Source organism: Pseudomonas rhizoryzae (assembly GCF_005250615.1).
GTDB lineage: Bacteria > Pseudomonadota > Gammaproteobacteria > Pseudomonadales > Pseudomonadaceae > Chryseomonas > Chryseomonas rhizoryzae.
The window spans coordinates 58,909-78,687 of the sequence record NZ_SULM01000010.1 but is presented as its reverse complement, the minus strand read 5'-3'; the positions used below and the strand labels follow the sequence as shown (position 1 = coordinate 78,687).

Below are 19,779 nucleotides of genomic sequence, written 5' to 3'. Positions count from 1 at the left end.
GGACTACTTGTGATACGGATGGCCGGCGAGCACGGTCCAGGCGCGATAGAGCTGCTCGCCGACGAGGATGCGCACCAACGGATGCGGCAGGGTCAAGGGCGAGAGCGACCAGCGCTGTTCGCTCCGTGCCTGCACCTCGGGCGCGAGGCCCTCGGGGCCACCGACCATGAGGTTGACGGTGCGCGCTTCCAGGCGCCACTGCTGGAGTGTTTCAGCCAGTTGCTCGGTGCTCCAGGGCTTGCCGGTGACCTCCAGGGTCACCACGCGCTCGCCCGGCTGCACCTTGGCCAGCATGGCCTCACCTTCCTGGCGGATCAGCCGGGCGACGTCGGCATTCTTGCCGCGGGTCTGCAGCGGGATCTCGACGAGCTCCAGCGGCAACTCCGGCGGCAGACGCTTGACGTACTCGTGCCAGCCCTCCTCGACCCAGCGCGGCATGCGCGAGCCGACGGCGATGAGACGCAGGCGCACTGGCCTTACTCGCCTTGAGCGGCGCGGCTCTGCTCGGCACCGCGCCAGAGGCGCTCGAGGTCGTAGAACTCGCGGGTGGTCGGCAGCATGACGTGGACGACCACGTCGCCCAGGTCCAGCAGGGCCCATTCGCCGCCTTCCAGGCCTTCGCTGCCCAGCGGGCGCACGCCTTGCTCCTTGACCTTTTCCAGCACGTTGTCGGCCAGCGACTTGACGTGGCGGCTGGAGGTGCCGCTGGCGATGACCATGATGTCGGTCACGCTGGTCTTCTCGCGTACGTCCAGGGAGATGATGTCCTGGGCCTTCATGTCTTCCAGGGCGGCGATGGCCACCTGGACGAGTTGTTCGCTTTGCATGGTGTAGCTCTTACCTCGGTTCGGAGGACGCCGGATAGAGTCCGTGCGTCCGGATGTAATCAAGCACGGCATCGGGCACCAGGAAGCGGATGGACTTCCCGGTGGCCAAGAGGCCACGGATCTGGGTGGCGGACACCGCGAGCGGGTTCTGCCAGATAAAGGTGATCTGCCCGCCCGGCCCCTTCAGGGCCTGAGGGTCGGGTTGACTGCGCGCCGCCAGGAAGTCACGCAATTCCTGGCAGGGCTCGCTATCGGCATCGGGCCGTTGCAGGACCAGGATGTGGCACAGCTCCAGCAACTCGCGCCAACGGTGCCAGCTCGGCAGACCGCAGAAGGCGTCCCACCCGAGCATGAGCAACAGCTGCACCTCATCGCCGAGTTCGGCGCGCAGGCTTTCCAGGGTCTCTATGGTATAGGAGTGACGCGCCCGACGCAGTTCCCGGTCATCGACCACCAGCGGAGCGGTATCCGCGACCGCCAGCCGGACCATCGCCAGGCGATCTTCGGCACCGACGCTGGGCGCCTCGCGATGCGGTGGCCGGGCGCTGGGAATCAGCCGCAGCTCGTCGAGCGCCAGGGCCTCGGCCACTTCCAGCGCCGCGCGCAGGTGGCCGATGTGCACCGGATCGAAGGTACCGCCGAACAAGCCGATGCGGGTGGGCAGGCTGCTCATCAGCTGCGGACGTGACCGTCGCCGAAGACCACGTACTTCTCGCTGGTCAGGCCTTCCAGCCCCACCGGGCCACGGGCGTGCAGCTTGTCGGTGGAGATGCCGATCTCGGCGCCCAGGCCGTATTCGAAGCCGTCGGCGAAACAGGTCGGGGCGTTGACCATGACCGAACTCGAATCGACCTCGGCCAGGAAGCGCCGGGAACGGCCAAGGCTTTCCGTCACGATCGCATCGGTGTGATGCGATCCATAGCGGTTGATGTGCTCGATGGCCTCGTCCAGGCCGTCAACGATCCGGATGGACAGAATGGGCGCCAGGTACTCGGTGGACCAATCCGCTTCGCTAGCCGGTACGGCCTCGATAAGATCGCGCGTCCGCTCGCACCCCCGCAGCTCCACGCCTCGCTCCGCAAAACGCAGCGCCATGGCGGGCAGGAAGGCTTCAGCCACGCGGGCATCGACCAGCAGGGTCTCCATGGCGCCACAGATGCCGTAGCGATAGCACTTGGCGTTGAAGGCGATGGACTCGGCTTTGGCGAGATCGGCAGCCTCGTCGACATAGACATGGCAAATGCCGTCCAGGTGCTTGATCACCGGTACGCGGGCGTCTCTGCTGATGCGCTCGATGAGGTTCTTGCCACCGCGCGGCACGATGACGTCGACGAACTCGGGCATGGTGATCAGCGCGCCAACCGCAGCGCGATCCGTCGTTTCGACCACCTGGACCGCCGCGGCGGGAAGCCCGACCTCGGCCAGCCCCTTCTGGATGCAGCTGGCGATGGCGCGATTCGAGCGGATAGCTTCGGAACCGCCACGCAGGATGGTGGCATTGCCCGACTTCAGACAGAGACTGGCGGCGTCGATGGTCACGTTGGGACGCGACTCATAAATGATACCGATGACGCCCAGCGGGACGCGCATCTTGCCGATCTGAATACCGGAAGGCCGCGCACTCAGATCGCGAATGGCGCCAACCGGGTCCGGCAAGGCGGCCACCTGCTTGAGTCCGGTGATCATCGACTCGATGCGCGCCGGCGTCAGGCTCAGGCGATCCAACAACGCGGACTCCAGGCCTGCCGCCGTTGCCGCCGCGACATCTTCGGCATTGGCGGCAACCAGTAACTCGCGGTCGGCGTCCAAGGCCTCCGCAATCGCCTGCAGCGCCAGATTCTTCTGCCCAGTGGAAGTACGCGCGAGAACCCGCGACGCAGCACGCGCTGCCTGGCCAAGACGGGTCATGTAGGCGGAGACGGACTCGGTCATGGTCGGCAGCCTGCGAAAGACGGTAGGAAAGCTGTGCAGTATAGCGTCGCCAGGCCCTGGGCGGCCAGCGTCGAGGGCCCTGGAATATGGTATTGCGATTTCGATTCGGTTGACTCGCCACTGCCTGTCGGGAATCATCCGCGGCTAGATTTGCCGTTCAGCTTGCGTTCAGCTATTCCCAAGTAGCCGGAACCGTTTCAGCCCTGCGTCGACCGGGAGCTGCAGCGACGCCTAACAGCCTTCACGGAAAGAACCATGCCCAAGCACCTCACCTTGCCTCTCGGCTTGCTCGCCCTACTGATCCATGCCGAAGCCACCTGGGCTGCCACTGCCGAGGTGACGCCAACCGCGGCCGCTGTGCAGGCGCTGGAAGCCCAGTTGAAGAAGACGCCCCAGGACCCGGATGCCCTGGGCAAGCTGGGCAATGCGCGCCTGGCGCAGAAACGCTATGCCGAGGCCGAGCAACTGCTCACCCAGGCCGTCCAGAAAGGCGGCAAGACCTGGCAGCCAGCGCTGGACGAGGCGCGCTACCACCACCTGCTCGAACTCGCCCATGCGGCCGAGAACAAGCGCGAGCTGGACAAGGCACGCGACTTCAGCGTCGAGGCCATTCGCCTCAAGCCGGAAGCGGTCGAGGCGCAACTGTTCCTCGCCGGCATCCAGAGCCAGAAACGCCAGTGGGATCTGGCGGAAGCCACCTATCGCCAGGTGCTGATGCGCGAGCCGGCCAACGTCGATGCCTACTACGGCCGCATCGCCGCGCTCAACGAGCTGGGGCGTACCGATGAAGCCCTGCAACTCACCAAGAATCTGCAGCCGAGCGCCCAGAACAAGATCAAGGGCCTGGATCGCCTGCGCGCCGGCCAAGCCATGCAGGAAGCCGAAGCCGCCGAGGCACGCGGCGATCTGCAGGGCGCTTCGCGTCTGCTCGAACAGGCGCGCAAGGAATCGCCGGACGATCCCTGGTTGCGCCTCGCCCAGGCACGCCTGGAAGTTCGCCAGGGTCGCCCGCGCGCCGCGCGCGATCTGGTGGACAGCCTGGTCAAGGACGGCGCCCAGCGCCCCGAGGTGCTCTATGCCAGCGCCCTGCTCTCCAACGAGCTGGGCGAATATGAGCGCGCCATGCAGACCCTGATGCGCATTCCCCAGCCACAGCGTTCGCCGGACATGAATGCCCTGGCCGCGCGCATCACCTTCAATGAACAATTGGCCGAAACCGTGGCCCTGGCCAAGCAGGGTCGTCGCGAAGAAGCGCGCAGCCTGATGAAGCGCCTGGAAGCCCGCGCCGGTCGCAATCCCGACCTGATCGGCGATCTGGCCGAAGCTTTCGCCACCGCCGGCGACCCCGAGCACGGCCTGGCGCTGCTCAAGCCACTGATCTCCGGCGATACCCGGCCGACACCTGGCATGCAGCTGCATTACGCCAGCGTTCAGCTGCAGATGAACCAGGATCAGACCGTCGGCAACGTGCTGCGCGACCTGCAGGGCGTGGTGCTCGACAGCAGCGAGAAGCAGCAGTACGACGACCTGCTCGCCCGCTATCGCATCCGCCAAGCCGACCATCTCACCGACAAGGGTGAACTGGCCGCCGCCTACGACACCCTGGCGCCGGCACTCAAGGCCCGCCCCGACGACAAGGCCGCCCAAGCGGCCCTGGCGCGCATGTACCTGGCCAGTGGCGACACCCAGAAAGCCCGCCAGCTCTATCGCGACGTCCTGAGCGACCAGCCCAAGGATGCCGAACTCTACCTGGGCGCCGCCGAGATCGCCGCCAAATCCCAGGACAGCGTCACCGCTCGGCAGTACCTGGACCAGGCGACCAAGCTCGGCCAGAGCGACCCGCAGGTGCTGCGCCGCGCCGCCCTGCTCTACCGCGACATCGGCATGGCCGGCACCGCCACCAGCCTGCTGGAACAGGTGGTCCAGGTGGAGCGCCAGGATCGCGAGTCCGCCGCCCGCGCTGCCGGTGCCAGCGACAACCCCTTCGCCGCGCTGCCCGGCCAGCGTCGCAGTGACGATGCCCTGGCCGCCGTCCCCGCCGCCGTGGGTGGCGGTGGTGGTCGTGCCGACTACGCCTGGAGCGATCCGTTGCAGGCGCAGAAGGCCGCCGACAATCCCTTCAACGATCTGTCCGTGGTGCCCACCAGCAGCCTGTCGAGCAGCCTGGCTACCGAGCAGATCCTCGGCCAGCTGCAGCGCGAGCGCAGCATCCGCATCACCCAGGGTCTCAACGTGCGCAGCTACGATCCCACTGGCAGCTCACGGCAGACCACCGTCAGCGCACCGCTGGAGATCTCCTTCCCGGCCGGCGACCAGCGCCTGGCCGTGCGCGTCACCCCGACCCGCATCAACGACAGCAGCAGCGACGGCAGCCAGAAGGAAAACGGCGTGGCGGCGTCCATCGCCGTGGAAGACGCCGGGCGCGGCCTCAAGGGCGACATCGGCGTCTCGCCGGTGGGCCTGAGATACAGCACGGTCGTCGGCGGCGCCACCCTGGAGCGGCCGCTGAGCAGCCTGAGCGAGAACCTGCTCTATGCCCTGAGCGTGTCGCGGCGCTCGGTAACCGACTCCCTGGCCTCCTATGGCGGCATCCGCGATCCGCGTACCGGCCAGGAGTGGGGCGGCGTGACCGCCAATGGCGGCCTGGCGCGCCTGCGCTATGACGATGGTCGCTACGGCTCCTACATCTACGGCGCGGCCCATCGCCTGACCGGCCATGACGTCAAGGACAACGATCGCTTCGAGATCGGCACCGGCGTCTACTACTACCTGCGCAACGGTCCGGACAGCCTGTTCACCGTGGGCCTCTCCGCTACGGCGATCGGCTACGACAACAACCAGAACCACCTCACCTATGGCCATGGCGGCTATTTCAGTCCGCAGCGCTACTTTGCCATCGGCGTGCCGCTGGTGTGGTCGCAACGTGGCGACCTCTGGGCCTACCAGGTGCAAGGCCTGCTGGGTGTCCAGACCATTCGCCAGGACGCCGCGGATCGCTATCCCGAGGATGCCGCGCTGCAAGCGGCGGCGGAAGCGGCCGGCGAAGGTCAATACGGCGGCAAGAGCAAGACCGGCGTGGCCTACGGCCTTTCGGCCAAGGGCGAATACCGCCTCAACGGCCAGTTCGCCCTGGGTGGTCAACTGGGCATGGACAACGCCCAGGACGAGCGCGACGTCAACGGCAACGTCTACCTGCGCTACTTCTTCGAAGAGCAGGAAGGACGCCCGCAACTCATGCGCCCGCAACCCTACCGGTCGCGCAACGAGGAATAAGGACCAAGGCCCGCATCTGCGGGCCTTGTCTTATCCGGCTTGCGCCTTTTCGCGACCTGACCGCTCATCCTGGCGTTCGTCGCCCTTTTGACCGCCTCTCCCCATGTCGACGCCTCTCGTCCGCGCGAACCGAAGCGGACCGTTGACGATTTTCCCCTGTCGTCTAACGATTCTTATCATTTCAACGACTGCTCTGGCCCAGTTATCCGGTCACACCGAACGTGTATCGGAATAAACAAATTTCACTAGGAAGTCACAGAAGGGCCGTGACACCATTCGCAATTATGACGCCATAGTGGCGAATAGCCATAAATTTGACGCCAAACCGTCTGCCATCACCCTTTCGACCCACCGGAATCTTGCCATGGGCCGCTCCCTAGATATCGCCAACCTGTTTCGCGCCTTTGGCGGCGATCCTCACCGTTACCGTGAGTTCGAGCTGTCCGACTCTCTACCCAGGTCGGTCCCGCCGCCTGCACCGAGTCAGAGCGAGGAGCAGCCAGCCAGCACCGTCCCGGAAGAATTGAACGCGGCCTTGCCGGTCTCGCCAGCCGCCTCCGCCGAACTGCCGGCGCTGGCCCAGGAACTCGCGCAGCAACACACCGCGCGCCAGGCCGAAAAAGCGGTCGCCGCCCTCGACCAGGCGTTGAACCAGGTACCGCCGGCGCTGACGGCTCCGGTGCTGGCAGTGCTGTCGGCCAGGGGCGGTACCGGCAAGACGGTAGTCGCCGCTGGCTTGGCGCAGACCCTGGCCCGCCGTGGGCAGAAGGTGCTGCTGGTGGAACTCGATGCGCAGAACGTGCTGAGCACCCTACTGCAGCCCGAGCTGGCCGTACCGGCGGCGGCCATCCCGGTGCCTCTGACGAGCTGCCTTTCGGTGACGGAGCAGCTGCAACTGCTGCCCTTCGGCGTGCTCAGCGAGATCGATCTGCTGACCCTGGAGCTATCGCTACAGAGGGACCCGCGGTGGCTGGCGCGGCGCCTGGCACTGCTGGACGTCGCGGCCGACACCCTGGTGATCTTCGACTGCCCGACGGGCTCGACACCGCTGGGTCGCCAGGCCCTGGCCCTGGCGACCCAGGTACTGGGCGTGACCACGGCGGATGCGGCCGGCTATGCCAGCCTCACGCGCCTCGAGCGCCAAATGCAGGATTGCGCGAGCCACGCCCGCTGCGCTCATCTGCTCAACCGCGTCGATCCCGTGCGTCCCCTGACCCAGGACATCGCCGCCATCGTGGCTCGCTCCTGGGGCGAGCGTTTGCTCGGCGCCTTGCCGGAGAGCCCGGCGCTGGAACGGGCACTGACCTCGGGACGGGGACTGCATGGCCTGCAGGACGCCTGGGCGACCGCCCTGGATGAACTGGCCGGGCGACTGCTGGTGGACAGCGCTGCCTTCGTGCCCCGCTACGTGCAGTCCTTGCCATGAGTTTTCTCGATCGTCTGGAACAGATCCGTCAGCGGCAACGGGCGCCGAGTCCCGAGCCCGCTGCGCCAACGCGCCCGCTGCCACGCTGGGCTCAGGTGCTTGGCTGGTCCACGCTGGGGCTGCTCGCCGCGCTGCTGGTGAGCGTACCCATGGCCCTGGACGAACAGGCGCTCTTCGCCATCGGCTGCTTCGTTGCCGCGCTGCTGCTGCGGCGGCTGCCCGGACGGTTGCCGGTGATCATGCTAATCGTGCTGTCGCTGCTGGCGTCGCTGCGCTATCTGTACTGGCGCCTCACCGCCACCCTGGGTTTCGAGACGCCACTGGAGATGGTGCTCGGCTACGGCCTGGTGGCCGCTGAACTCTATGCTCTGACGGTCCTGGTATTCGGCTATCTCCAGACGATCTGGCCCTTGCGCCGGACGCCGGTGCCGCTGCCGGAGGACCCCAGCGCATGGCCGACGGTGGATGTCTTCATCCCCACCTACAACGAAGCCTTGAGCATCGTGAAGCTGTCGATCCTGGCGGCCCAGGCCATCGACTGGCCGCGCGACAAGCTGCGGGTGCATGTACTGGACGACGGTCGTCGCGAGGACTTCCGCCATTTCTGCGCGACGGCGGGCGTCTCCTACCTGGTACGCGAAAACAACGAGCACGCCAAGGCCGGTAACCTCAATGCCGCGCTCAAGGTCACCGATGGCGAATACGTCGCCATCTTCGACGCCGACCACGTGCCGACCCGCTCCTTCCTGCAGATATGCATGGGCTGGTTCCTCAAGGATCCCAAGCTGGCCATGTTGCAGACGCCGCACTTCTTCTTCTCGCCCGACCCCTTCGAGAAGAACCTCAATACCTTCCGCACCGTGCCCAACGAAGGCGAACTGTTCTACGGCCTGGTGCAGGACGGCAACGACCTGTGGAATGCCGCCTTCTTCTGCGGCTCCTGCGCGGTGATACGCCGCTCGATGTTGCTGGAGATCGGCGGGGTGGCCACCGAGACGGTGACCGAGGACGCCCATACCGCGCTCAAGCTCAATCGCCTCGGCTACAACACCGCCTACCTGGGCATTCCCCAGGCCGCGGGCCTGGCTACCGAGAACCTGTCGCGCCACATCGCCCAACGTATCCGCTGGGCCCGCGGCATGGCGCAGATCTTCCGGCTGGACAATCCGCTGCTGGGCAAGGGACTCGCCTTCGGCCAGCGGCTCTGCTACCTGAACGCCATGCTGCACTTCTTCTACGGTCTACCGCGCCTGGTATTCCTCACCGCGCCGCTGGCCTACCTGCTGTTCAGTGCCCAGATCTTCCACGCCTCGGCCCTGCTGATCACCTGCTACGTACTACCCCATGTACTGCATTCGAACCTGACCAACTCGCGCATCCAGGGCCAGTTCCGCCACTCCTTCTGGAACGAGGTGTACGAGACGGTCCTGGCCTGGTACATCCTGCGCCCGACCCTGGCGGCGCTGTTCAACCCCCGACTCGGCACCTTCAACGTCACCGACAAGGGCGGCATCATCGCCAGGGACTACTTCGACTGGGAATTGGCCCGCCCCTACATAGTGCTGCTACTGCTCAATCTGGTCGGGCTGGTAGTGGGCATCGGCCGCCTGTTCCTGGGCGATCCGGAAGCCACGACCACGGTCGCCATTAACCTGGCCTGGACGCTCTACAACCTGGTGATCGCCAGTGCCGCGGTGGCGGTGGCGAGCGAGACGCGGCAGATCCGTGCCGAGCCGCGCGTGGCCGCGACACTACCGGCCGGGCTGGTACTCGCCGATGGTTCACGCCTGCCCTGCAGCACTCTGGACTTCTCCCAGCACGGCCTGGGTCTGCGCCTGCCCGACGGCGCCCAGGTTCCGGTAGACGCCGCGGTACACATCGAACTCGAGCGCCGTGGCCAGCTCCGCCGCTTTCCGGCCACGGTGGTCTTCAGCCGAGCGGGCGCCGTGGGCACCCGCTTCGTCGACCTCAGCGTCACCGAGCAGCGCGAATTGGTGCGCATGACCTTTTCCCGCGCCGATCTCTGGGCCGAGGCTTGGGGCCACCACCGGCCGGATTCGCTGCTGGGCTCGCTGCGCGAGGTCAGCCTGATCGGCCTGCGCGGCATCGCCGACCTCAATCGCAATGCCTGGCGCGCGGTGACGAACCGTCGCGACTCGGCCTCTTCTTCCTCCTGACATGGATGTTCCGAGCGTGCGTAATCCTCTGACCTCTGCTTTTCGTCCAGCCCGGACCTTCTCACTGCTCGCGCTGACGCTGGCCGTCGGCGTCGACCTACCGGCCTGGGCAGCACCGGCAACGGCCCCTGTTCCCCCGGCGCAGGTGGCGCCGCCGGCGACCACTGCCGGCGAGGCCTACAGCTACACGCTCAAGCAACTGGGCGCCCGCTATCCGATGAACCTGCGCGGCGTGGACGGCAGCGACAGCGTCAGTTTCGGCATTCGCAGCGACGAGGTGGTGACCGGCGCTCGCCTGACCCTGGACTACAGCTATTCACCCGCGCTGTTGCCAGACCTCTCGCAGATCAACGTGCTGGTCAACGACGAAGTGGCCGCCAGCCTGCCCGTCCCCAAGGATGGCGCCGGCAAGCCGCAGCGGGCCACCATCGACATCCCGCCGCGCCTGATCACCGACTTCAACCGCCTGAGCCTGCAGTTGATCGGCCACTACACCATGCAGTGCGAAGACCCCCTGCATTCGAGCCTCTGGGCCAAGATCGGCAACGACAGCGAGCTGCAACTCCAAGTCACCCGTATCGTGCTCGATAACGACCTGGCCAATCTGCCGCGGCCGTTCTTCGACCGCCGTGACGCTCGCCCGCTGGTGCTGCCTTTCGTCGTTCCCACGGCGGACAACGCCGCCCTGGAAGCCGCCGGTAACGTCGCCGCCTGGTTCGGCGCCCTGGCCGGCTACCGTGGTGCCCGCTTCCCGGCGGCTACCGATGCCGTGCCGGACAAGGGTAATGCCGTGGTCCTGCTGGACAGCCCGGCAGCTGCCGAGCGCCTGGGCCTGAGCCTGGCCGCCCTGAGCGGTCCGACCGTCGCCATCCTCACCAATCCACGCGACCCGGCTGGCAAGCTGCTGGTGCTGGCCGGTCGCGATGGCGCCGAGCTCAAGCGGGCGGCTCAGGGCCTGACCCTGGGCAGCAAGACCCTGTCCGGCCCGCGGGTGACCCTCGACCGCCTGGACACCCTGGTCCCCCGCAAGCCCTACGATGCGCCGAGTTGGCTGCCCAGCGACCGTCCGGTGAAGCTGGGCGAGTTGACCGAACTCAAGAACCTCAGCGCCGCGGGCTACAACCCCGGCAACCTCACGGTGCCGTTGCGCCTGCCACCGGATCTGTTCCTCTGGCAGGATCAGGGCGCTCCGCTCGACCTCAAGTATCGCTACACGCCGCAGCCGGTCTCGACCAATTCGTCACTGCTGGTGTCCATCAACGACCGCTTCATCAAATCCGTAGCGCTGCCCTCGCGCGAGCACCTGGACAGCGGCCTGCTGGCCACGCTCAAGGGCGACGACGACAGCCTGCCGCGCGAAACCCAGGTGCGGGTGCCGCTGGATAACGTGTCCGCCCAAACGCCGCTGCAGTTCCGTTTCATGTACGACTACATCAAGCAGGGCGAATGCCGCGACGTCATCATCGACAACATGAGGGGCGTCATCGAGCCGGAATCCACCCTCGATCTCAGCGGCTACTCGCACTTCATCGCCATGCCCAACCTGGGTGTGTTCAAGGACAGCGGCTTCCCCTTCACCCGCCTGGCGGATCTGTCCGAAACGGCGGTGGTACTGGACGAACGACCCTCGCTCGGCGAACTGGGTGCCTACCTGACCCTGCTCGGTCGCTTCGGCGAATCCACCGGCTATCCGGCCCCGGGCATCGCCGTGGTGCGCGGTACCCAGGTGGACGACGTCGCCCAGCGCGACCTGCTGGTGCTGACCACCGGTGGCTCGCCGCTGCTACAGCAATGGGCCGGCAATCTGCCCGCCGCACTGGATGGTAGCAGCCGACGCTTCGAACTCTCCGACCTGGCGCTGCGGGTGCGCAACTGGCTGAGCCCCGATCCGCGCGACAACCTGCGCCAGACCCGCACCGCGCTGGGCTTCAACGGCACGGGCAACAGCGCCTACGTCGCCGGCTTCGAATCGCCGCTGAGCAGTGGTCGCAGCGTGGTGCTGTTCGCGGCCACCGATGCAGCTGGCCTGGAAAAGCTCACCACCGACCTGGCCCAGAGCGCGGCCTACACCCAGAACCTGCAAGGCAGTCTGGCGGTGGTCAGGAACGAGCGAATCGATGCCCTGGTCGCCGACCAGACCTATCATCTCGGGCGCCTGGGTCCGGTGCTCTATGTCCGCTGGCTGCTGGCGAACCATCCGCTGCTGATGCTGCTGGCCACCGCCCTGGCCGTGGGCCTGCTCGCCACGCCGGTCTATCTGGCCCTGCGCGCCCGTGCGCGGCGCCGGCTGCAAGGTTGAGATTGGCCATGCGCGCGTGCCTCGCCCAGCTCGCCCTCGTGACCGCCCTGTTCGCCCAGAGCGCCATGGCGGCAGCGACCTGCGAGCGGCCCACCTGGCCGCACTGGCAGAGGTTCTCGGCCACAGCCATCCAGGCCGATGGCCGGGTGCTGGAGTCCAGTCTCAAGGCCAACCACAGCACCTCCGAGGGCCAGGCCTACGCCCTGTTCTTCGCCTTGGTGGCCAACGAACCGGACACCTTCGAGCACATCTGGCAATGGAGTAAGAGCAATCTCGCCCAGGGCGACCTCGCTCAGCACCTGCCAGCCTGGCTGTGGGGCCAGGGCAGCGATGGCCGCTGGGGCATCCAGGATGCCAATGCGGCGAGTGATGCCGATCTCTGGTTCGCCTACAGCCTGCTGGAAGCGGCACGCCTCTGGCAGCGGCCGGCCTATGCCGAGGATGCCCGGGCCCTGCTCGCCCGCATCCGCGCCGAGGTGGTGGTGGACCTGCCCGGACTCGGTCCCACCCTGCTGCCCGGCCCCAAGGGTTTCGTCCTGCCCGAGCATCTCTGGCGACTGAATCTCAGCTATCTGCCACCCTTCCTGCTGCGGCGCCTCGCGCTCGAAGAGCCCAAGGGGCCCTGGACCGCGTTGCTGCAGCAATTGCCGACGCTGCTGCAGCAATACAACCCGCAGCACCTGGCGCCGGACTGGACCGGCTACCGGGGTACGGCACCGGGTCGCGGCCTGGTGGTCGACGACCCCCAGGGCCCGGCACAGGGTAGCTACGACGCCATCCGCGTCTATCTCTGGGCCGGTCTGACCAACCCGGCCGATCCGTTGGCCAAGCCGCTGCTGGCCGCCCTGGACGGCATGACCCGGGCCACGGCGACCCTGGGCGTCCCGCCGGAGCGGATCGATGTCCGCAGCGGCTTGGCCGAGGGGAGCGGCCCGGTGGGCTTTTCCGCGGCCCTGGTGCCCTTCCTGCGCCAGCAGGGTGACCTCTGGCTGGCCGAGGCCCAGGAGCGTCGCGCCGAAGCCGGCCTCGGTGCCGACCAACCCCTGCGCTACTACGACCAGATGCTCGGCCTGTTCGGCCTCGGCTGGAGCGCCGGTTACTACCGCTTCGCTGCCGACGGCCGCCTGCAACCCTCATGGAAGACAGCATGCACAAGCACCTCCCCCTGACGCTTGGCCTAGTGGCCGCGCTGGCCCAGACGCCCGCCTTCGCCGCCGACTCCAGTGCCGCCCAATTGCTCATCGAGCAGGGGCGCTTCTGGCAGCAACGCGACAAACCCGAGCGCGCCCGGGAAGCTTGGCAGAAGCTCCTGGAACTCGACGAACACAGTCCCGAGGCGCTCTACGGCCTGGGCAGCCTCGCCCTGGCCGCCAAGCAGCCGGCACAGGCGCAACGCTATCTGGCGCAATTGCAGGCGCTCAAGCCACAACCCGTGCAAGCCCTGCAACTCGCGCAGGACATCCAGGTGGCCAGCGGCGACAACCCCGCCCTGCGCGAAGAGGCACGCCGCCAGGCCGACGGCGGTGATCGACCCAAGGCAGTCGCCCTCTATCGCCAGCTGTTTGCCGGCCAGCAACCCCAGGGTCTGCTGGCCCGCGAGTACTACAACACCCTGGCCTTCGTCGACGGCGGTTGGCCGGAAGCCCAGGCCGGTTTCCAGCGCCTGCTGCGGGAGTACCCCAACGATGCGATCCTCGCGCTGTTCTACGCCAAGCAACTGATCCGCCGCGAAGACAGTCGCGCCGAGGGCATCCGCCGCCTGGCCGCCCTGAGCAAGCGCCCGGAGATCGCCGGGGATGCCGACGAAAGCTGGCGCCTGGCGCTGACCTGGATGGGCGCGCCGGATACCCCGGCCAAGGCCCAGCTGTTCGAGGACTTCCTCAAGGTCCATCCCGAGGATACGGAGATCCGCGCGCTGCTGGCCAAGGGCCTGGCCCAGCGCGGCAAGGGTGCCAGCCCCTGGCGGGCCGATCCTCTGGTCGGTAGTGGCCTTGCCGCCCTGCGCAAGGGCGACCAGGCCCAGGCCGAGCAGGACTTCCTGGCCCGGCTCAAGCAGGCGCCCAAGGACCCCAACGCCCTGGGTGGCCTGGGCGTGATACGCCAACAGCAGCACCGCCTGGACGATGCCGAGCGGCTGCTCAGCGAAGCGGTAGCCCAGCCCAAGGGGCGCGACTGGGAGCAGGCGCTGAAGGGCGTCCGCTACGAACGCCTGCTGGCCCAGGCGAGTGGCGCCCAGGCCACTGGCAACCTGAGCGAGGCCCGGCGCTTGATCGATCAGGCCCTGCGGCTGGATGCCAAGGCTCCGGCCGGGCAACTGGCCCTGGCCGATCTGCAGGCCCGCAGTGGCAACCTGGGCGCGGCCGAAGCCGGCTATCGCCAATTGCTCGCCCGCAACCCCAACGACCTCGGCGCCCGGCGCGGCCTGATCGAGGTGCTCAGCCAGACCGGACGCGGCGATGAGGCCCTACGGCTGGCCAATAGCCTGCCCAACAGCACCCAGGCGACGCTGCCGGGCCTGGCTCAGATAAGGGCTGGTGTCGCGCGCGAGCAGGCGCGTCTGTTGCGTGCACGCGGCGATCTGGCCGGCGCCCGGGCGGCGCTGCAGGAGGCGCTGCGCGAGTCCCCCGACGATCCCTGGATCACCCTGGACCTGGCCCGCCTCGATGTCGCCCGAGGCCAGGCCAAGCAAGGCCAGAACCAGCTGGACAGCCTGTTGCAACGCCACCCGACCCAAGCCGACGTGCTCTTCGTTGGCGCCCTGTTCGCCAGCGAGCAGGGCGATACCTCGCGCGCCCAGGCGCTGCTGGCGCGTATTCCCACCGACCGCCAGAGTCCCGAAATTCAGGCCCTGGCCCGGCGCCTGGCCCTGGATGAGCAATTGGCCGCCGCCCTGGCGCTCGCCAAGCGCGGTCAGCGCGAAGCCGCCCGCGCCCGGCTCCAGGCTCTGGAAGCCCAGGCGGCAGGCCAACCCGCGCTGCTGCGGACCCTGGCCGGTGGCTATGCCGAGTTGGGCGACAGCACCCACGCCCTGGAACTGCTGCGCCCCCTGGTGGCCGCCGCCCCGGCGACCGATGTCGACCTGCGGCTGCAGTACGCCGGGGTCCTGTTGCAACAGGGTGACGATCGGGAAGCCTACGCCCTGCTGGACGAACTGGGCGCGGCACGGCTGACGCCTACCCAGCGCGAACGCTACGGCGATCTCTCCCGCCGCTATCGTATTCGCCAGGCCGATGCCCTGCGCGAGCGCGGTCAGTTGGCGGAGGCCTATGACGTCCTGGCGCCGGCCCTCGCCCAGCGGCCCCAGGATCCGCAGGTCAATGCCGCCCTGGCACGGCTGTATCTGGCCCATGGCGACGCCAACAAGGCCGTCAACCTCTATCGCCCCCTGGTCAAGCTCTGGCCCGATGACGCCCAACTGCAACTGGGCGCCGCCGACGCCGCCATAGCGGCCCAGGATCGCGCCTTCGCCGAGCGCGCCACCGCTCGCGCGGTAAGCCTGGCGCCGGACGATCCCCAGGTGCTGACCCGCGCGGCCAACCTCTACAGCCGCCTGGGTCGCGAGGGTACCGCCGCCGAGTTGTTGACCCAGGTGGTCGCTGCCGAGCAGCGTGACCGTGCCCTGGCCGCCAGCGCCTTCCCGGCCAATCCCTTCGCGCCCCAGGGTCGCTCACGCAGTACCCCGGCCCGCGCCGACGCGCCGCTGCCACCGCCGGTCGACAGCTCCGCCAGCCTTACCCCAGCGCTGGATACCCGCTTGCCAGCTCCGCCCATCGCCGACGCCCGTCCCGTTCGGAAAGCCCCTCCGGTTCGCTCGTCCTACGCCTCGCAGCCGGCGCCTCGCACGCTGCCCGACAATCCCTTCGCCCCGGCCACCGCCGCGGTCGAGAGCGCACCCCGTGATGGCCTGAGCGAAGCCGAACGCGCCCTCGCCAACATCCAGCAGAGCCGCAGCGCCACCATCACCCAGGGCCTCTCGGTACGCAGCAACAACAGTGAATCCGGACTGGGCAAGCTCACCGCCGTCGACGCGCCCCTGGAGATCGCCGTACCGGTGGGCGACGACCGCCTGGCCGTCCGGGTGACCCCGGTGAGCCTCGACGCCGGCAAGGTCGCCCCAGGCGCCGCGGATCGCTTCGGCGGTGGCCCGGTCGCCAGCATCGCGGGCGGCGATCCCGGTAGCCAGAAGGCCAGTGGCACCGGGATCGCGGTGGCCTACAGCCAACCCAGCAGCGGCCTCAAGGCGGATGCCGGCTCCACGCCGCTGGGCTTCCGCGAGGCCACCGTGGTCGGCGGGGTCAGCCTGGAGCGACCGCTGGGCGACAGCGAGCACGCCCGCTATACCCTGTCGGCGTCGCGTCGCGCGGTGATCGACAGCCTGACCTCCTTCGCCGGCAGCCGCGATGCCCGTACCGGCCAGGAGTGGGGCGGCGTCACCGCCAATGGCGTGCGGGGCCAACTCAGCTACGACGACGGCAGCATGGGCGCCTATGCCTACGCGTCCTGGTTCCGCCTGCTGGGCAACCACGTCGAGGACAACGACCGCGCCGAATTCGGTGGCGGCACCTATCGCTACCTGGTCAACGGCAGCGACGCCCAGCTCACCCTGGGCCTGTCGCTCACCGCGTTGGGCTACGCCAACAACCAGAACTTCTTCACCTACGGCCACGGTGGCTACTTCAGCCCGCAACGCTTCTTCGCCTTGGGCGTGCCGCTGATCTGGTCGCAACGCGGCGACCGCTGGACCTACCAGTTGCGCGGCACCCTCGGGGTACAGCACTTCCAGCAGGACGCCGCCGACTACTACCCCACCGATGCCGCCGCCCAGGCTGCGGCCAGCCAGGCGCTGGGCAGCCCGGCCCGCTACGCCGGCCAGAGCAAGACCGGCCTGGGCTACAGCCTGGCCGCAGCCGGCGAATATCGCCTGAACCCGGACTTCCACCTGGGCGGCGAACTGGGCCTGGACAATGCCCGCGACTATCGCCAGGTCAACGGCAGTCTCTACCTGCGCTACTACTTCGACCCGCAGGACCGACCACTGGCCTTGCCGGTCAGTCCCTATCGCTCGCCTTATTCCAACTGATCCGAGGTCATCCCCATGCCCGCTTCCGCCCTTGCCGGCCTGTCCCTTCTCGTTCTCGGCGAAAGCCACATGAGCCTGGCCGACCACCTGGTCGAGCCCCTTAACGCCGCCCTGGTGCAACAGGGCGCCAAGGTGCACTCCATCGGCGCCTGCGGCGCCAGCGCCGCCGACTGGCTGACCACCAAGAAGGTCGACTGCGGCGCCGAGCAGCGGGACAACGGCAAGCTGGTGATCAAGGGCCGCGATGCCACCACCACGCCGATCAAGGAGCTGATCGCCGCCGACAAGCCCAACCTGGTGGTACTGGTGATCGGCGACACCATGGCCTCCTACGACAAGCCCTCCTTTCCCAAGGCCTGGGCCTGGCAGAGCGTCACCGCCCTGACCAAGGAAATCGCCGCCACCGGCACCAAGTGCGTCTGGGTCGGTCCGGCCTGGGGCAAGGCCGGTGGCCAGTACGGCAAGAACGATCCGCGCACCGAGCTGATGTCCAAGTTCCTCGCCAGCAACGTCGCCCCCTGCACCTATATCGACTCCCTGACCTTCTCCAAGCCCGGCCAGTGGATCACCACCGACGGCCAGCACTTCACCGTGGCCGGCTACAAGGCCTGGGGCAACGCCATCGCCACGGCCCTGGCCAAGTTGCCGCCCGCTGAACTGGGAGCCAAGTGATGAAGATCCTGTTGCTGCTGGCAGGCCTGGGCGCCAGCGTCCTGGCCCAGGCTGCCGAAATCCCGCTGTACCCCACCGGCCCGAGCGAAGACTCCGCCTTCCTCCGATTCGTCAACGCCGGCAGCGAGCCGCTGGCGTTGCAGGCGGCCGGTTCCGCCGCACGCCTGCAGCTGGACGCCGCCAAGCCGGTCTCGAGCTACCTGACCGTACCGGCCGCCAAGCCGATCAAGGGTGAACTCCAGCGCGGCGCTGCCAGCGCCCCGCTGGAACTGTCCGTCGCCCCCGGTGAATTCGCCACCCTGGTGGTGCTGCCCGGTACGCCGCTGGTGCAGCGCGTGGTACGCGAGCAGCCGGACGACTTCAATGCGCTCAAGGCCTCGCTGGCCTTCTACAGCCTGGACCCCAAATGTGCGACCCCGGGCCTGCAAGCCGCCGGGCGCAATGCCGAGATCTTCAAGGACGTGGCCGATGGCACCCTGCAAAGACGCAGCCTCAACGCCGTGGCGCTCAAGGTGCAGCTGACCTGCGCCGGCCAGGCCGAGGGCGAGCCGCTGGACCTGGGCGAACTCAAGGCCGGTGAGCGCTACAGCGTACTGCTGCTGCCCGGCGCCAGCGGTCCGCGCCTGCTCGCCACCCAGGACAGCGTCGCCCGCTAAGGAAAGCTTCGCGATGGTCTTCGCTTCGCTGGAATTCCTCACCCTCTTCCTGCCGGTGTTCCTGCTGGTCTACGCCCTGGCGCGACCCGGCGGGCGCAACGGCGTGCTGCTGGTGGGCAGTTGGCTGTTCTATGGCTGGCTGAGTCCGCTGTTCCTGCTGCTGCACATGGCCATGGGGCTGCTGGCCTGGGTCGGTGGATTGCTGGTGGACCGCGCGCGCGAAGGCTCGAAGACCCGCTTGCGGGTGCTCGCGGGACTGATCGTGATCAACCTCGCGGTGCTCTGCTGGTACAAGTACGCCAACATCGTCGCCGCCACCTGGAGCCAGGCCCTGGTGGCCGCCGGCGCCCTGCCGCTGGACTGGCAGAAGGTGGCGCTGCCGGCGGGGCTGTCCTTCGTCGTGCTGCAGGCCATCTCCTACCTGGTCGACGTCCATCGTCGCGTAGTGCCGGTGGAGCGCAGCTTCGTCAACTACGCCACCTACATCTCCATGTTCGGCCACTCTATCGCCGGGCCGATCATCCGCTACGACTGGGTGCGCCGCGAGCTGAATCAGCGCTGGTTCAATCGCGAGAACTTCGCCCTCGGTGCCCGGCGCTTCATGATCGGCCTGTGCATGAAGGTGTTGGTGGCCGACACCCTGTCGCCCCTGGTGGACGTCGCCTTCCACCTCGAGCAGCCGTCCTTCCTCGACGCCTGGATCGGTTGCCTGGCCTATTCGCTGCAGCTGTTCTTCGACTTCGCCGGCTACAGCGCCATGGCCATCGGCCTGGGCCTGATGCTGGGCTTCCACTTCCCGGAAAACTTCAACCGCCCCTATCTCGCCCGCAGCATCCAGGATTTCTGGCGCCGCTGGCACCTGTCGCTGTCCAGCTGGCTGCGCGACTATCTCTACATCTCCCTGGGCGGCAACCGCGGCGGTCGCTTTCGCACCTATCGCAACCTCTTCCTGACCATGGCCATCGCCGGTCTCTGGCACGGCGGCGACAGCTGGAACTACCTGCTCTGGGGCATGCTGCACGGCCTGGCGCTGTGCCTGGACCGGCTCTGGGACGAACTCGGCGGACGGCCGTTGCCGCGCCCACTGGCCCATGGCCTGACCCTGCTGTTCGTGGCCCTGGCCTGGACCCTGTTCCGCGCGCCGGATTTCTCGGCGGCGCTGTCGATGTATGCCGGGCAGTTCGGCCTGCACGGCTTCGCCCTGGGCGATGCCCTGGCCGTCACCCTGAGACCCGCCCATGGCCTGGCCGCCCTGTTGGGCGTGGCCTGCGTCATCGCCCCGCTGTGGCAGCCGCGCATCGAGCAGCGGCTGCCCAGCAGCGCCCTGTTGCGCGGCCTGGGCGCCGCCTGGCCGGTGGCCGGCTTCCTGCTCTGCTTCGGCTTGATCGCCAGCCGCGAAGCCGTGCCCTTCCTCTACTTCCAGTTCTGAGGTCGTCG

At 67.9% G+C, this 19,779-nt stretch carries 13 protein-coding genes; 9 read left to right on the top strand and 4 right to left on the bottom strand.

Annotated elements, in window-relative coordinates:
- Positions 1 to 3: 3 nt before the first annotated feature.
- The 4 genes from rlmH to FAZ11_RS17280 are packed head-to-tail and all read right to left on the bottom strand — an operon-like array spanning position 4 to position 2,759.
- The gene (gene rlmH, locus FAZ11_RS17295; protein ID WP_007159668.1) at positions 4 to 471 is read right to left on the bottom strand and encodes a 23S rRNA (pseudouridine(1915)-N(3))-methyltransferase RlmH; all 468 of its coding nucleotides are present in this window, start codon (positions 469 to 471) and stop codon (positions 4 to 6) included.
- Between the two features lie 5 nt (positions 472 to 476).
- A complete protein-coding gene (gene rsfS / locus FAZ11_RS17290; RefSeq protein WP_058762171.1) occupies positions 477 to 827 on the bottom strand; it encodes a ribosome silencing factor in 351 nt (116 codons plus the stop codon).
- Between the two features lie 10 nt (positions 828 to 837).
- Complete coding sequence (gene nadD / locus FAZ11_RS17285; RefSeq protein ID WP_058762170.1) at positions 838 to 1,500, bottom strand: nicotinate-nucleotide adenylyltransferase; 663 nt, start codon at positions 1,498 to 1,500, stop codon at positions 838 to 840.
- Positions 1,500 to 2,759 carry a glutamate-5-semialdehyde dehydrogenase gene (locus FAZ11_RS17280; protein ID WP_058774277.1) on the bottom strand — a complete coding sequence of 420 codons (1,260 nt, stop codon included), beginning with the start codon at positions 2,757 to 2,759 and terminating at the stop codon, positions 1,500 to 1,502. The genes nadD and FAZ11_RS17280 overlap by 1 nt, the downstream gene beginning before the upstream one ends.
- A gap of 255 nt (positions 2,760 to 3,014) precedes the next feature.
- On the opposite strand from FAZ11_RS17280, the gene FAZ11_RS17275 reads away from it, so the two are divergent.
- The 9 genes from FAZ11_RS17275 to FAZ11_RS17235 all read left to right on the top strand — a co-directional run bounded on the left by FAZ11_RS17275 (position 3,015) and on the right by FAZ11_RS17235 (position 19,771).
- Positions 3,015 to 6,032: a cellulose biosynthesis protein BcsC gene (locus FAZ11_RS17275; RefSeq protein ID WP_058774276.1), complete on the top strand. Its 3,018-nt coding sequence runs from the start codon at positions 3,015 to 3,017 to the stop codon at positions 6,030 to 6,032.
- 364 nt (positions 6,033 to 6,396) lie between these two features.
- Positions 6,397 to 7,458: a cellulose synthase operon protein YhjQ/BcsQ gene (locus FAZ11_RS17270; RefSeq protein WP_058774275.1), complete on the top strand. Its 1,062-nt coding sequence runs from the start codon at positions 6,397 to 6,399 to the stop codon at positions 7,456 to 7,458.
- Positions 7,455 to 9,635 (top strand): UDP-forming cellulose synthase catalytic subunit, encoded by a 2,181-nt coding sequence (gene bcsA / locus FAZ11_RS17265; RefSeq protein ID WP_058774274.1) that lies wholly within the window; start codon positions 7,455 to 7,457, stop codon positions 9,633 to 9,635. Before FAZ11_RS17270 ends, bcsA begins: the two co-directional genes overlap by 4 nt.
- 1 nt (position 9,636) lies before the next feature.
- Positions 9,637 to 11,934, top strand: a complete 2,298-nt coding sequence (gene bcsB / locus FAZ11_RS17260; protein WP_081320085.1) for a cellulose biosynthesis cyclic di-GMP-binding regulatory protein BcsB — start codon at positions 9,637 to 9,639, stop codon at positions 11,932 to 11,934.
- An 8-nt stretch (positions 11,935 to 11,942) separates the two neighbouring features.
- A complete protein-coding gene (bcsZ, locus tag FAZ11_RS17255; RefSeq protein ID WP_058762165.1) occupies positions 11,943 to 13,103 on the top strand; it encodes a cellulose synthase complex periplasmic endoglucanase BcsZ in 1,161 nt (386 codons plus the stop codon).
- Positions 13,082 to 17,014 carry a cellulose biosynthesis protein BcsC gene (locus FAZ11_RS17250; protein ID WP_137279383.1) on the top strand — a complete coding sequence of 1,311 codons (3,933 nt, stop codon included), beginning with the start codon at positions 13,082 to 13,084 and terminating at the stop codon, positions 17,012 to 17,014. The genes bcsZ and FAZ11_RS17250 overlap by 22 nt, the downstream gene beginning before the upstream one ends.
- Before the next feature lie 15 nt (positions 17,015 to 17,029).
- Positions 17,030 to 17,686: an SGNH/GDSL hydrolase family protein gene (locus FAZ11_RS17245; protein WP_058762163.1), complete on the top strand. Its 657-nt coding sequence runs from the start codon at positions 17,030 to 17,032 to the stop codon at positions 17,684 to 17,686.
- Positions 17,686 to 18,342 carry an alginate O-acetyltransferase AlgF gene (locus FAZ11_RS17240; RefSeq protein WP_058762162.1) on the top strand — a complete coding sequence of 219 codons (657 nt, stop codon included), beginning with the start codon at positions 17,686 to 17,688 and terminating at the stop codon, positions 18,340 to 18,342. The genes FAZ11_RS17245 and FAZ11_RS17240 overlap by 1 nt, the downstream gene beginning before the upstream one ends.
- A 13-nt stretch (positions 18,343 to 18,355) precedes the next feature.
- Entirely contained in the window at positions 18,356 to 19,771 is a 1,416-nt protein-coding gene (locus FAZ11_RS17235) for an MBOAT family O-acyltransferase (protein ID WP_058762161.1), read from the top strand.
- The last annotated feature ends 8 nt before the right edge of the window (positions 19,772 to 19,779 follow it).